This window comes from Flavobacterium sp. AC267, assembly GCF_979258715.1.
The window spans coordinates 1468634-1483222 of record NZ_OZ409875.1 but is presented as its reverse complement, the minus strand read 5'-3'; the positions used below and the strand labels follow the sequence as shown (position 1 = coordinate 1483222).

At 32.6% G+C, this 14589-nt stretch carries 13 protein-coding genes and 3 pseudogenes; 2 read left to right on the top strand and 14 right to left on the bottom strand.

What is annotated here, in order from left to right; all coding sequences use genetic code 11:
* Nucleotides 1-27 precede the first annotated feature (27 nt).
* From ACZZ95_RS07805 to ACZZ95_RS07790, 4 genes and pseudogenes are all read right to left on the bottom strand, one after another.
* Entirely contained in the window at nucleotides 28-495 is a 468-nt protein-coding gene (locus ACZZ95_RS07805; RefSeq protein WP_463468631.1) for a thioredoxin family protein, read from the bottom strand.
* A gap of 48 nt (nucleotides 496-543) precedes the next feature.
* Nucleotides 544-2028, bottom strand: coding sequence for a peptide MFS transporter (locus ACZZ95_RS07800; protein ID WP_463468630.1), 1485 nt, complete (start codon nucleotides 2026-2028; stop codon nucleotides 544-546).
* Nucleotide 2029: 1 nt separating this feature from the next.
* A pseudogene (locus ACZZ95_RS07795) lies at nucleotides 2030-3707 on the bottom strand (peptide MFS transporter).
* A 39-nt stretch (nucleotides 3708-3746) separates the two neighbouring features.
* A pseudogene (locus ACZZ95_RS07790) lies at nucleotides 3747-5922 on the bottom strand (S9 family peptidase).
* A 183-nt stretch (nucleotides 5923-6105) separates the two neighbouring features.
* On the opposite strand from ACZZ95_RS07790, the pseudogene ACZZ95_RS07785 reads away from it, so the two are divergent.
* Together ACZZ95_RS07785 and ACZZ95_RS07780 are read left to right on the top strand one after the other, a co-directional pair.
* Nucleotides 6106-7422: pseudogene (locus tag ACZZ95_RS07785) on the top strand (hydroxymethylglutaryl-CoA reductase, degradative).
* 95 nt (nucleotides 7423-7517) lie between these two features.
* Nucleotides 7518-8432, top strand: coding sequence for a GYDIA family GHMP kinase (locus ACZZ95_RS07780; protein WP_463468629.1), 915 nt, complete (start codon nucleotides 7518-7520; stop codon nucleotides 8430-8432).
* On the opposite strand, the gene ACZZ95_RS07775 is transcribed toward ACZZ95_RS07780, so the two are convergent.
* The 10 genes from ACZZ95_RS07775 to ACZZ95_RS07730 all read right to left on the bottom strand — a co-directional run bounded on the left by ACZZ95_RS07775 (nucleotide 8429) and on the right by ACZZ95_RS07730 (nucleotide 14528).
* Nucleotides 8429-8680, bottom strand: a complete 252-nt coding sequence (locus tag ACZZ95_RS07775; protein WP_463468628.1) for a hypothetical protein — start codon at nucleotides 8678-8680, stop codon at nucleotides 8429-8431. The genes ACZZ95_RS07780 and ACZZ95_RS07775 overlap by 4 nt on opposite strands.
* A 470-nt stretch (nucleotides 8681-9150) precedes the next feature.
* The gene (locus tag ACZZ95_RS07770) at nucleotides 9151-9759 is read right to left on the bottom strand and encodes a hypothetical protein (RefSeq protein ID WP_463468627.1); all 609 of its coding nucleotides are present in this window, start codon (nucleotides 9757-9759) and stop codon (nucleotides 9151-9153) included.
* Nucleotides 9760-9801: 42 nt separating this feature from the next.
* A complete protein-coding gene (locus tag ACZZ95_RS07765) occupies nucleotides 9802-10605 on the bottom strand; it encodes a peptidylprolyl isomerase (protein WP_463468626.1) in 804 nt (267 codons plus the stop codon).
* A gap of 29 nt (nucleotides 10606-10634) precedes the next feature.
* Complete coding sequence (locus ACZZ95_RS07760) at nucleotides 10635-10889, bottom strand: hypothetical protein (RefSeq protein WP_463468625.1); 255 nt, start codon at nucleotides 10887-10889, stop codon at nucleotides 10635-10637.
* Nucleotides 10870-11256 (bottom strand): SurA N-terminal domain-containing protein, encoded by a 387-nt coding sequence (locus tag ACZZ95_RS07755; protein ID WP_463468624.1) that lies wholly within the window; start codon nucleotides 11254-11256, stop codon nucleotides 10870-10872. Before ACZZ95_RS07755 ends, ACZZ95_RS07760 begins: the two co-directional genes overlap by 20 nt.
* 107 nt (nucleotides 11257-11363) lie before the next feature.
* Nucleotides 11364-12620, bottom strand: a complete 1257-nt coding sequence (locus tag ACZZ95_RS07750) for a hemolysin family protein (RefSeq protein ID WP_463468623.1) — start codon at nucleotides 12618-12620, stop codon at nucleotides 11364-11366.
* Nucleotides 12621-12622: 2 nt separating this feature from the next.
* Nucleotides 12623-12817, bottom strand: coding sequence for a hypothetical protein (locus tag ACZZ95_RS07745; RefSeq protein WP_095952519.1), 195 nt, complete (start codon nucleotides 12815-12817; stop codon nucleotides 12623-12625).
* A 9-nt stretch (nucleotides 12818-12826) separates the two neighbouring features.
* On the bottom strand, nucleotides 12827-13381 hold the full coding sequence (gene lptC / locus ACZZ95_RS07740; protein ID WP_095952518.1) for an LPS export ABC transporter periplasmic protein LptC: 555 nt from the start codon (nucleotides 13379-13381) through the stop codon (nucleotides 12827-12829).
* A 51-nt stretch (nucleotides 13382-13432) separates the two neighbouring features.
* Entirely contained in the window at nucleotides 13433-13780 is a 348-nt protein-coding gene (locus ACZZ95_RS07735; RefSeq protein ID WP_463468622.1) for a hypothetical protein, read from the bottom strand.
* Nucleotides 13770-14528: a hypothetical protein gene (locus ACZZ95_RS07730; RefSeq protein WP_463468621.1), complete on the bottom strand. Its 759-nt coding sequence runs from the start codon at nucleotides 14526-14528 to the stop codon at nucleotides 13770-13772. Before ACZZ95_RS07730 ends, ACZZ95_RS07735 begins: the two co-directional genes overlap by 11 nt.
* Nucleotides 14529-14589 lie beyond the last annotated feature (61 nt).

Sequence of the window (14589 nt, the reverse complement as noted above, 5' to 3'; positions counted from 1 at the left end):
CTTCTATTATTTTTTTAAGTTTAAAACTTATGATTTCTTTGGATGAACAATTCCTTCGGCAATAGTTAACCAAGCAGATGGTCCACCGGCCACATAACCTGTTTTACCAAGACCTTTAAAATTCACTTTTCCGTCTTTAGATTCTGCACTAGTGAAGAAAATAGTTGGAAAACCTTGAATACCGAAAGCTTGCTGTAGTTCATTATTTTGACTTCTAAGCTCTGGTGTTTGAGCAACACCTCTTGGATAATCCAGCTCTACTAAAACAACATTTCCAGCGACCCATTTTTTGAATTCGTCTGTTTTTAAAACTTCATTCTGCAGACGAATACACCAGCCGCACCAGTCACTTCCTGTAAAGAACAACAACATTGGTTTTTGCTCTTTGTTGCTTACAGTAATAGCTTCTCTTACATCTGTGTACCATTTTAATTCTTGTGCCTGAACATTCACCGCACCAATTAAAAACATAGCAATAAGTACTATTTTTTTCATATTGAGAAATTTTTCACAAATTTACATAAAAACAGAATACGCTAGTATCTATTTTACTTCTTGCATTAATTTTTTAAGCATAGGTGAAATTGCAATTAAAACAACTCCCGCTACAAGTGAATAAATCGCTAATTGATAATATCCTTCTGTATACGATTGTAATTTAGACATTAATGTATCGCCTGTATTTGATCTTGATATTTCAGCACCAAGTTTTCCTGCCGCCAACTGTCCAAATGCACTTGCCAAAAACCACAATCCCATCATCATTCCGAACAATCTCTTTGGAGAAAGTTTCGTAATAATTGACATTCCGATTGGCCCTAAACAAAGCTCACCAATGGTCGTTACCAAATAAGCAAAAGTAAAGACATTTAAAGAAGCAATTCCTTTTGCATTAGCAAAAAACTTTGTCAAGTAGAAAATATAAAATGAAGCCGCCAAGAATAAAAATCCAATTCCGAATTTAATCAATGTATTAGGCTCAATTTTTCTTTTTCCCATCCAGATCCATAGCAAACCAATCAGCGGACTTAAAACCACTACAAAGAATGTATTCGAACTGTTATTTATAATATTCGGATCAATTGTAAAAAACAATAATTTATTATCTAAATTATCTTTTGCAAAAAGCGATAAAGAACCACCGCTCTGCTCATAAATGGCATTAAATAAAAGATAAAAAACCACAAACAGGAAAGTCGCAAAAAGCTTCTTCTGCATTTTTATATCTCCCAATTTCAACAATTCATAAGCAAAATACACAACAGCAATAATACCAATTGTATACATGAAATAATCAGTATAATCGGTGTTTTTTACCATTATAAAAATGAAAGGAATACTTAAAAGAGAGAGTACATAAACTGCAATTTCTCGAATTCTTCTTTTAGATGGTTTTAAATCTAATAAGGGAGAATCTCCAATTGGACCTAAATATTTTTTAGTAAATAAAAATGTAATTAATCCCAAAAGCATTACCAAAGCGACCGATAAAAAGCACAACTGCCAAGAATAATATTTCCCTAAATAAACACATAAAGCACCTCCAAAAAGACCTCCAACATTTATTCCGGCATAAAACATTCCGTAACCAGCATCTCTTCTTCCGTCATCCTCTTTATACAATTCCCCAACCATCGAAGAAACATTCGGTTTAAAGAAACCAGTTCCAATAATAGAGAAAGCGATTCCGTAGTAAAACATTTCCTGAGGAGAAAAAGCAATCAAAAGATTTCCAAGAATCATTACGATCGCTCCAAAAAATAATGACTTTTTAAATCCTAAAATTTTATCAGCAAAAATACCGCCGACAAAAGTAAACGCATATACAAAAGCCTGAATAGCTCCGTATTGTAAATTGGCATGTTCATCTTTCAAAAAAAGCTGATCAACCATAAATATCGTGAGTACGCCGCGCATTCCGTAAAAACAGAAACGCTCCCACATTTCAACAAAAAACAAGTACCACAATTGCTTTGGGTACTTGCCTTCAAAATTTTGAATTTCTTCTAATGTAATTTTCTTTTCCATTTTATCTAACACCGTGCATCATCTTTTTCAAGAATGGAGTCAAAGCAAATAATATAATTGCCGCGATACCTGTAAGCACCACAAATACCATAAAGAACTCATATAAATTGTGGATTTCAAATCCAGCAAAAAAGTGATTATGAGCACTAATTTGGTCGTCGCTCTAAAAGAGCTAATTGCTCTGCAGTAGGCACTACTTTATTATCTAAAACTGCTTGAAGATCGATTCCTAATTCTTTTGCTTTTGCAAATTTATCTCCAGTTGCAGGCAGGATAGAACCTAAAGTTCCTCCTAACGCATAACCTGAAGCATTAGACAAGAAAAATACTCCGTAAAGCAAAGATGCGAAACGTTTTGGAGATAATTTACCAACCAATGATAATCCGATTGGTGACAAACATAACTCAGCACAAGTATTTAAAAAATATAAAAGAATAAGCCATTTTACCAATAACAATCCAGAAGTTCCGATATAAGAAACCTGAGTTGCGATCATAAAGAAACTTATAGAGATAACAACTAAACCTACAGCCAATTTTACAGGAGAAATAGGCTCTTTTCCTTTTGCTCTTAAAGTATCCCAAAGAATACTAAATGGAACTGCTAACAGAACAACAAATAATCCGTTAAAGATTTGAACCATCGAAGGTGGCATCTGCCAGCCAAAGAAATTTCTATCTGTTTGGTTGTCTGCAATAAAAGTCAATGACGAACCTGCCTGCTCAAAAGTCGCCCAAAAGAAAATAATGAAAAATGAAACGATGTAAATTACAATGATTCTATCTCTTTCGATTTTCGTTAATGAAGTATCAGAAATAATCAATCCTGCTAACGCTATACCACTAGAATATATCAATGTATAAATTAAATTCTGCCCCACAACATAGTGAAAGAAGAAACCTAAAGCGATAAAAGCAATTCCTGCAATAGCTAAAGCTTTATTAGAAAAATTAGCTGTCTGCGCCTCTCCTTCTTCAAAATCTTCTGCTACATTTTTAGAAGGCAAACCTCCTAATGGTCTTCCTTCTGGAGAAACCACATATTTATTTTTTAAGAAATAGAAAAGGATTGTTCCTAATAACATTGCAACAGAAGCCGCCATGAATCCCCATCTAAAAGCGTGGATATCTCTAATTCCTCCAGCGTCTTTCACGTCTCCCAACAAAGGACAAATAGACTGACCTAAAAAAGCCCCTATGTTAATCCCCATATAGAAAATAGTAAAAGCACTATCTAATTTTGTTTTTTCTTGTTTTGGATATAAACTTCCAACCATACTTGAAATGTTTGGTTTGAAAAATCCGTTACCAAAAACAATTACACCCAGTGCAGAGTACATTATGATTTTTGCTAAACTTAAATTAGATTCAAAAATACTACCACTAGTAAATAAAAGCATTTGTCCAATTGCCATCAACAAACCGCCTAATAAGATACAGTTTCTGTTTCCTAAAAAACGATCGGCAATAAAACCACCTAACATTGGCGTTAAGTAACAAAGCCCTAGAAAACCTCCATAGATTAAGGAGGCTTCTTCTTCTTTCATTAATAATGAATTTACAAGAAATAAAGTCAATAAAGCCCGCATTCCATAAAAATTGAACCGCTCCCACATCTCCGTTCCAAACAATACCCAAAGTCCTTTTGGATGTGCAGTTTTTACTTGAGTTTCTCCCATATTATTCTTTTATTTAATTAAAAAGTTTAAAGATTTAGATTATAAGTTCTCTTTAATAAAATTTGTCATTTTATTATAAAGCTGAATTCTTGTTTTTCCTCCGTAAATACCGTGATTTTTATCTGGATAAATTTGAGATTCAAACTGTTTGTTAGCCTGAATTAAAGCTTCCATCATCTGCATAGAGTTCTGAACGTGAACATTATCGTCACCAGAACCGTGAATCAATAAAAATTTACCTTTTAATTTATCTACGTGATTAATTGGTGAATTTTGATCGTATCCGCTTGCATTTTCTTGTGGCGTCTGCATATATCTTTCTGTATAAACGCTGTCATAAAATCTCCAGTTCGTTACCGGAGCAACCGCGATTGCCATTTTGAAAACATCATTTCCTTGGAAGATACAATTAGAAGCCATAAAACCACCATAGCTCCATCCAAAAATACCAATTCTAGAAGGATCAACATAAGAATAAGATCCAAGTACTTTAGCAAGATCAATTTGATCTTCTACTTCATATTTTCCTAATTCTTTTTGAGTAACTTTTTTAAATTCTGCTCCTTTAAATCCAGTTCCTCTTCCGTCAACACAAGCTACAATATAACCTTGTTGCGTAAGTGACAAGAACCAATAATCATCAGAATTATTCCAATCATTATTTACCTGCTGTGATCCTGGACCAGAATATTGGTACATGAAAACTGGGTATTTTTTTGAAGGATCAAAATCTTTTGGTTTTAAAATCCAAGCGTTTAATTCGTTTCCTTTTGCAGTTTTTAAAACGATAAATTCTTTTGCAGGCAAGTTATACTCTTTCAATTTATCAGCAAGCGCTTGATTGTTTTCTATAACCTGAATTTCTTTTCCTGTTTTAGACTCATTTAAAGTGTAAGTCGTAGGTACTAAATTACTTGAGAAAGTAGTGATAAAATATTGGAAGTTCGGGCTTAAAGTTGCGAGCACTTGTTCCTGTTTTTTTAGATAAACGTAATTTATTTTTTCCGTCTAATCCAATTCTGTAAAGATCTCTATTGATCGAACCATTTTCTGTAGATTGATAGAAAATAGTTTTAGTTTTTTCGTCAAATCCGTAGTATGACGTTACTTCCCAATTTCCTTTTGTAACTTGAGTTTTAAGTTTTCCGGTTTTGTCATATAAATAAATATGATTAAAACCATCTTTTTCGCTTGTCCAGATGAAACTATTATCTTTTAAGAAAGTTAAATTATCTGTTACATCAACATACGCTTTGTCTTTTTCATTCAAAACCACTTTTGCAGTAGACAGTATTTCCATCAACAAATAATAAATCCAGATTATCTTGGTGACGGTTTAAAACTTGTGCAGAAAGCACATTTGCATCGGTTGTCCATTGCAGTCTTGCAATATAAAAATCATTGTATTTTCCTAAATCTACTTTTTTTGTTGTCACTAGCTGACTACATCATATATATGTAATGAAACTACTGAGTTTTTTTCTCCAGCTTTAGGATATTTAAAAGTTTCAACTGTAGGATATAAATCTTTATGGAACATTGACATTGAAAACTCAGGAACCTGGCTTTCGTCAAAACGAATGTAAGCTACTTTTTTACTGTCTTTGCTCCAGTCAAAAGCGCGGACAAAAGCAAATTCTTCCTCATAAACCCAGTCCGTAATACCATTAATTACAGCATTCTTTTTACCATCTGTAGTAATTGCAGTCGATTTTTTAGAAGCTACATCGTATACATATAAGTTATTTTCTCTAGCGTAAGCAATTTTTGAACCATCAGGAGAAAAAGTCGGCTCTTGAATTTGAAAATCAAAAAGTTTAGACAAAGATTTTGAAGCAATATCATATAAAAAATAATCCGCAGTAAAAGAGTGACGGAAAATCTGATTAGTGTTACAAGCAATTAAAATCTTCTTTTCTGATGCATCAAAAATATAACTATCAATTCCTTGCGCTAGTTCTTTATGATTTTTAGTATCAATTAAATTAGATACTTTTTTTAAAGTTGCAAAATCATATAAATCAATCTGCATGCTTCTGTTTGTTCTATCAACATTTAATACAGTATATTGGTCAGTATTTTTTAGTGATTGAAGCTCATCCATTCCTTTTGCTCGGAATGTTCCGCCATAAATATTTTCGATAGTGATTTTTTGTTGGCCAAAAACGGTCGCAACTAGAAATAAAAGTATTACAGTAATTTTACTTGTACTCATTACAATTAATTTAAATATAAAAAAGAGCCCAATTTTAGTAAAAAAAATAAACATAATACACATATTAAGTGTTAAATGTTAAAAAAAATAACGATTGCGTGCTTTCCAACTTTAAAATACATTTTAATCAAATCTCTTAAAATGGTATATTTGCTCGCAACATTATTATTTAATATACTGAGAATGAACAACGCTGTTGCTGGATTTTCTAAATTATCCAAAAAAGAAAAAATAAACTGGATTGCAAATGAATATTTTTCGAACCCTGAAGAGGCGCAAAATATTATAAGAAATTACTGGAATACAGATGAAAAGCTTCAGCAATTGCATGATGAATTTATCGAAAACACCATTACAAACCTTTATATCCCACTTGGAGTCGCTCCGAACTTTTTAATCAACGGAAAATACAAAACCATACCAATGGCTATTGAAGAGAGTTCTGTGGTTGCAGCGACGATCTAAAGCGACAAAATATTGGTCTACCCGAGGCGGATTTAAAACCACGATTATTAATACCGAAAAAATTGGCCAGGTTCATTTTACTTATAATGGTGATGCAGAAAAACTAAAAAACTTTTTCGAACTAATAAAACCTAAATTTTTATCAGAAACTCAAAGCATTACCAAAAACATGCGGCGAGCGTGGCGGCGGTATTTTAGATATTAAACTAAAAGACAAAAGAAGCTTACTCGAAAATTATTATCAGCTTCATGCTACTTTTGAAACGAAAGACAGCATGGGAGCAAATTTTATAAATTCTTGTTTAGAACAGTTTGCATCTACTTTAAAAGAGGAAGCTAAAAATAATGACTTATGCGAGAATGATGAATCACTAGAAGTCATAATGAGTATTTTGTCTAATTATGTTCCAAATTGTCTCGTTCGAGCAGAAGTTTCCTGCCCAATTGAAGAGTTAACCGAAAAGCATATTAACGATCCCAAAGAATTTGCAGAACGTTTTGTGCAGGCAGTACAAATCGCCGAAGTTGAACCTTTTAGAGCCGTAACACATAATAAAGGTATAATGAACGGTGTCGATGCCGTAGTGCTTGCAACAGGAAATGACTTTAGAGCTGTAGAAGCTGGCGTGCATGCGTACGCTTCTAAAAACGGGCAATATGCAAGTTTGTCCCACGCAAAAATCGAAAACGGAATTTTTACTTTCTGGCTTGAAATACCTCTTGCCCTCGGAACCGTTGGCGGCTTAACTTCTTTACATCCTTTAGTAAAATTGTGTTTAGACATTCTGGAAAAACCTTCCGCACAGGAATTAATGGAAATTGTTGCCGTTGCCGGTTTAGCACAAAATTTTGTCGCGGCTGCGCTCCCTTACCACTACCGGAATCCAGGAAGGCCACATGAAAATGCACTTAAATAATATCATCAATCAATTTGAAGCTACCGAAGAAGAACGTCAATTAATCAAAATCCACTTTAAAAAAACAGCCGTTACTCACAGTGCTGTGGTAGAATTTATTGAAAACTTAAGAAAATAATTTGGAGCTATTCCCGCTATTCGTTACAATCTTTTCCTTTTTTAAAGAAAAAAAGCAAAAGGATTTCCACTGCTATCGGGGCTAAAAAATAACGCATGAAAAAAACATTTTACAGTAACGGAAAACTTTTTATCGCCGGAGAATATCTGGTTTTAGACGGAGCAGATGCTTTTGCGTTACCTACACGATTTGGACAAAGTTTAGTAATTGAAGATGGCGAAGACAAAGAAATAGAATGGAAAAGTTACGACTACGACAAACACGTGTGGTTTGAAGAAACGATTTCATTTGAAGAAATTATTACCAATCCCGAAGTAAAGGTCGAAAACATTAAATCAACTTTAATTGATATTTTACACGAAGCTTATGTTTTAAATCCAAAATTTATCGATGAGTCAAACGGTTTCAAAATCAAAACAGAATTGTCGTTTCCAAGAAATTGGGGATTAGGAACTTCTTCAACACTTATAAACAATATTGCTCAGTGGGCAGATGTTAATGCGTTTACTTTACTAAACAATAGTTTTGGAGGAAGCGGCTACGACATTGCCTGCGCACAAAATGACACACCAGTTTTGTATCGTGTTAAAGATAATTTTGTTGAACCCGTTGAGTTTAATCCTGATTTTACAGAACATATCTATTTTGTTTATTTGAATAAAAAACAAAATAGCAAATCAGCAATATACGCTTACAACAATAACAAAAATCATCATTTAGCAACAAGCGTAGCCAAAAACAATAAAATTACCCACGACATTCTTCATGCCAAAACTCTAAAAGAATTTGCTTTAGCAGTGCGGCGTCACGAAATTCACTTAAGTAATATATTAGAAATGCAGACCGTAAAAGAAGCTGTTTTTCCAGATTTTGATGGCGTAATTAAAAGTCTAGGTGCTTGGGGAGGTGATTTTGTAATGGTAGTTTCTAAAGAAAATCCAAAAGAGTATTTCTTAAATAAAGGATATGAAACGATCTTTACCTACGAAAAAATGATTCTAAGTAATTAGTAATTTACTTTCTTATTTTTGACATGTTTAGTTTCCAAACGTCGAACAGATTGGTTTTCTTGTTCATTCGATTCTATTAGTCTATTATGCAGACGCTCAGCCATTTTTTCAATGCTATTCGTTATAGAATCGTAAACAAGTTCCATTCTGCGATGTTTTTCTTCTTTTACTGCTTTTAAAACATCTTCAACAAAAATCTTATCGTATTTTTCAGCTACAGAATCATGTGTATTAGTTAATCGTATCACATAATCGTTACTTAAGATGGTAACTTTAAAATGCTGTTCATCGTTACTTAAATAATATTTTCCACCCAATTCATCTACATTGATGTCGGTCGTCGCTAACTTTTAAAAGCTCAGTAATGATTCCAAAAATATGACTTTCAATTTTGGTATATACTCTTGGCTTCTTTCTAAAAAAATTAAAAGTAAAAAACATTAAATGTTTGATTATTAAAGTATTTGTTTCTGGGATTTTAATTGTCTTTATTTCAACATACTGAAAACAAAAAAATATGTTAAAATTAAAAATCGGACAAATTAACTGCAATAATTTGAATACCGCAAATATTTTAAATTAAATTTCGATTATTCCCATATAATATAAGAAAATTAGCTAAAAATTATTGCAAATTAAATTATAGGATTTTAAATAATAAAGAAAACCCGAAACATCAAATGACGTTTCGGGTTTCTATAATTTTAATTACTACTATTTAGTAATTGAATTGTAATCTGTTATCTTCAATTTTAGCATTATTTTTCAATGCTGGTAATAATCTGCTTGCATCATTTGCGCTTTGAGATTTTACTTTCTCAACATACTCAGCATGATTAGCAATTGCAGGAGCTTTTACTGTTTTAATGTTTTTTACAACATAAACTCCAGTGTTTCCTTCAATAGGTGTAGAGATTTTGTTTGCGACTAGTGCAAATGCATTACCTACAACTCTTGGCTCTTGCCCAACTCCACCAGGTAAAACTGGATTATCTAATGTTACATCTGCCGCTTGTTGAACAGCAACTCCAGCGGCTTTAGCAATAGCTTCAAGACTAGAACCTTCCATCTTTTTCTTTAAGATTTCAGCTTTTTTCTTGTTTTTCAAGATTGGCTCAACGTATGGTCTTGCCATTGTAACAGAAACTAAACCTGATTTGTTCTCACCTTTATATTGTGCGATCACGTGTCCGATGTTTGCAATTTCAAAACGCTTAACATCTCCTTTGCTTGTTTCTTTATCAAAAGCCCATCTTACGATGTTACGTTGGTTTCCTAATGGTCCAAATGCTTCATCCATAGCTTTAGCATCAACTGGCTGAGCCACTTTTAAACCTAATTCTTTTGCTTCAGACGATTGAAGTCTTTATCAGCAAGCATCCATTTCGAATTTAGTTGCTAAAGTAAATACTTTGTCAGAAGTAGTTTCAGAAGGCTCAATTTTCTGAGCGATTGTAGCTAAACGAATACCGTCTTGTTTATCTGTAATTTTGATAATGTGAAATCCAAAAGGAGTTTCTACTAAACCAACTTTACCAATTCCGTTATTGAATACAAAATCATTAAATGGTTTTACCATTTGGTTTGGACCAAAATATCCTAAATCACCACCTTGTTGTGCAGATGAATCATCAGAACTTGTAAAAGCCAACATCATGAAACTATCTGGATTAGCTTGAACTTGCGCTAAAATTTCTTCAGCTTTAGCCTTAGCTTCTTCTTTTGTTCTTTTTTCTTTTGCCGATGGAGTTTGAGAACCATCGTATGCAATTAAGATATGACTAGCTTTTGCGTTAACTCCAGCTTTAAATCCTAAAGATTTAGAAATTGCATAATATCTTCCATAAACATATGGTCCGTAAATTGCTCCAGCAGGTAAGCTGAATAATTTATCAGCATCAACAGCTGGTAAAGCATTTTTAGGAACATAAGTAGAATCGTAAGGAACATCAGAATTTGAATTTACAAATTCAGCAATGTTAGTCGCGTTTCTAAATCCTGGCAATGTATCATTTTTGTTTGTTTTAGCGTTGTAAACAACACTTCCAGACAATAATGCATTTAACTTAGTTTTTATTTCAGCTTCATCTTCTTTAGAAGCTTTATCTTCAACTAAAACATATTGAATTTCACGAGTAGCATCTGCTTTGAATTTCTTCTCGTTTTTCTTCATATAGTCAACAATTTCTGAATCAGAAATTTTTACTTCACTGTCTTTAATAGAAGAATAAGGTGCTTCATGACGTAAGCAAAACTTACTTTATTAGCTTCCATTTCATACTTTAATTTTCCTTCACTAGCAGTTGTGTAAAGTCCTGACTTAATTAAAGTACTATAGATTTGAAATTTTGCATTCAATTCAGCATCTTTCTCTTTTTGAGCGATGTATTGTGTCGCTTCAGGATTTGATTTGAAGTAATCTTTAAACTTAACTACGTCAAAAATTCCTGCTCGCATTTAAAAACATTGGATTTTTACCAATATTTGGATCTGATTTTAAAACTTCTAATAAGTGTTTTTCACCTACTCTTAATCCTAATTTATCAAATTGAGATGACAATAAAGCGATTGAAACTTCTTGATCCCAAACTCTGTTTGCGGCTTCAGTGGAAGTAATACCCTGCCCACTTTTTTCAACATTACTAACTTTAACTCTAAAGTCTTCAAATGAAATATCTTTTCCATCGATGCTTCCTACATCTTTTGAACTTTGACCAAATGTTCCTCTTGTAAATAGATCTTGTATTATAAATGCAAATAATGCAAGTGCAATAACTCCTATCAATAAAGCGGAACGCTGTCTAATTTTTGCTAAAACTGCCATTTTATTATCGTTAATTTTATATTCAGTTTGCGAAAATACAATTATCTAGTTAATAACAATACAACTAGCGTTTTATTTTACACATTTTTTTTTAATAATTTAAAAAATCAATCTTTAATTGTCAATTTGACTAGTTCGATCTTCTTATTTGAAGCCTCTTTTATAAAAAAATGATACTTATCTATTACAATTTTGTCTCCTTTTTGTGGGATTTCTTTTGTATGATTGACAATAAATCCTCCTAATGTTCCATAAGAGTCTTCTTCTGGAATCATTAATTTGTACGTTTCATTTAAATACTCAACATCCAAACGCGTTGAAAACAAATATTTACCTTCTCCGATTTGTTCTTCAATTAATTCTTCATCTAAATCATGTTCATCTTCAATTTCGCCAAAAAGTTCTTCAACTATATCTTCAATAGTAATAATTCCCGCAGTGCCTCCATATTCATCTAAAACGACTGCAATATTTTTACGCTTTTTAATCAGCACAGTCAGCACATCTTTTATCAAAATGGTTTCAGGAACAAATTCAACTGTCATTAAAACCGATTTTATGGTCGACGGCTTCTTAAACAAATCAAACGAATGTACATAACCCACAATGTCGTCTAAGGAATTCTGACTTATAATGATTTTAGAATATCCCGTTTCGATAAACATCGCTTTCAGATCATCAACGGTATCAAACAAATCCACATCTACAATTTCGGTTCGAGGCGTCATTATATCACGAGCTTTTACACCTGAAAATTCTAATGCATTTTGAAAAATCTGAATTTCAGAATCTACTTCTTCATCTTCTTCAACTGTACTCATCTGTTCTGTAATGTAGTTACCGAGTTCAATTCTGCTGAATAATTGTATTTGACTTCCTTCGGTTTTAAGGAATTTACTCAATACAAAATCTGCAATCCAAATAAAGAAGGTCGAGATGTAGTAAAATAATCTGTAGAACAAATAGGCTGGAAGAGCCAAAATCTTAATTAAGGAATTGGCATAAATCTGAAAAAATACTTTTGGAAAAAACTCTGAAGTCAATAAAACGACAAATGTTGCCAGAAGAGTCTGAATCAGTATATTCCACCAAGTTGAAAAAACAAAACCAAAATGTGCCATCCAATTCAAAATCAGATCGCCCATAAAAAATCCGTAAACAACCAAAGCTACATTGTTACCAATAAGCATAGCAGCAATAAATTTGGACGGATTTTCGGTGAGTTTAGTTAAGATGCGAGACAAGAAATCGTCCTGCTTCTTTTCTATTTCGAGATAAATTTTGTTGGAGGAAATAAACGCGATTTCCATTCCAGAGAAAAAGGTCGCTAGTATTAAACATATTATTATAATACTAATTTCCATTTTTATTGTTTTTTGTTACGGTTATCGTATTTGTTAAGAAATCTTCTTCTAAAGAAAAACATAAAAATAGCCATTCCTGCGATTACAAAGTAGAAAGGATAGCTTTCGTCACCTTCGTTTAGTTTTACAATACCATCATAAGCAAAAAAAAGTGCAAATGCGATATAGATGAATTGTGTATATTTTAAATAACCCATAATTTTGTTTTATTCTTCATCGGATTCAATTTCACCGCTTATTCGCTGTGAATTAATCACTTTAAAATCTTTACTAAAATCTATTCCCTGACCGTTCGAAACCCCTTTTGCATCGGTAAGTTTAAATTTTCTTTCGGTATAAAACCATTCATTTTTCTGGTCGAAATACAATTGTTCTGTTTCCAAAACCTGCCCTGCTTCTGAAGTGATTTTTACTTTTCCAATCAAATCAATAATTCCGGTATTTTTATACGAAACGGCATAATTCCCTCTTATAAAAGTTCTTTTTTGCTTTTTATCGTATAAGGTAACGTCTATTCCTTTAGGAAATTCTGTAAAAGGAAAATCAAGATTAGAATAATCAAGCATTTTACGGCTTATTAAAATGCCTGAAATGCGTCCAGAATCTGTATACTTTATATTAATTGTATCATTATCACTTGCAGGAACAAATTCTGAGAAGTTAATTTTTTGAACGTCTTTAAAATTACTTTCGCAACCAAAAAACAGCGTCACAGCAAAAACTGTGACAACTATTAGACTATATCTCTTTGGTAAATTCATTTGCCAAATGTAATAAATTGTAATGAGCTTAGAAAAGATAAAATATTATGTTTACTGGAATTTACTCTTCACAAACCATTTGTCGTTGAAAGAGAAACTTAAACTAAAATTCACGTAGTTTTCTTGTACCAAATTAGAAGAAACTGTACCGCGTTTACCAAATTCGATTCCGAAATTTAAGTTTGATAAAGACTGCGGAATAGGAATTCCTGCTCCTAATGTTACTCCAACATCTTTGATAGATTCATTGTTTACAATCAATCCAATTTTTTCATATTTCAAACCTGCTCTATAGGTAATTCTGCTCAAGTAACTTGTAAATGAGTTATAATTAGGAAGATAATATCCTCCAAGAGCATATTTTGAATATTTTTCATAACTAACATTCTCAGCAAGCATTATAATAATTTGCCAATTGTCCGTCTCCTTGGAATGTCATATTTGCTCCTACAAGCCATTTTCTAGCCTCACCAACTCCTAAACCAATACTTAATTTATTAGGAAGTTTTAAGGTTTGTGAATTTACAGGAAGAACATAAGAATCTGGATCACCCTGAACAGAAATTGTTCTGGTATTATCTGAGTTTAAATTACTTGCAAAAGTATAGCTTAAACTAGAAAACATACTAATTTTTTTGTAGACTTTTTTCTGGTACATTGTTCCAAAACTAAAAGCCATACCTGATAACTCTGAAGCGTTTACTTCTGCCGTACCATTTTGAACTCCTGTTATAGCTTCAACTGTTGTAGTTGTAATTTTTCCAAAATTATACTGTGCGTCAACTCCAATATTCCAGTTGCGCATTATTTTATATCCAAGTCCGAAATAAACTTTATTTATACCGCCTTTTCCATCAAGCTGTGAACTTGTCGCTCCTTCTGTTGCAGAATTATCGGTAAGAATTTTATAACCTACTGAAGTTACTGGTATTAATCCAAATGAAGCACCAAATTTTCCCATCGGAATTCCTAATGCTAAATAATCAAAAGTACTGCGCTGTGCTTTTTCAGATTGTGTACTTGTTTTTAAATTAGAAGTTGCAAAAGTTCCTCCAACTGTAAAAGTGGTTTGTATTAAGCTGGCATAACTTGCAGGATTTTCTAAATTTAAATGAATCGTATCTTGCTCCACTGCAACCCCGGCCATAGATCTATTTTCAAGAGTTCCCTTGAATCTCACATCTCCTATTCCGAAAAAAAGAATAAGG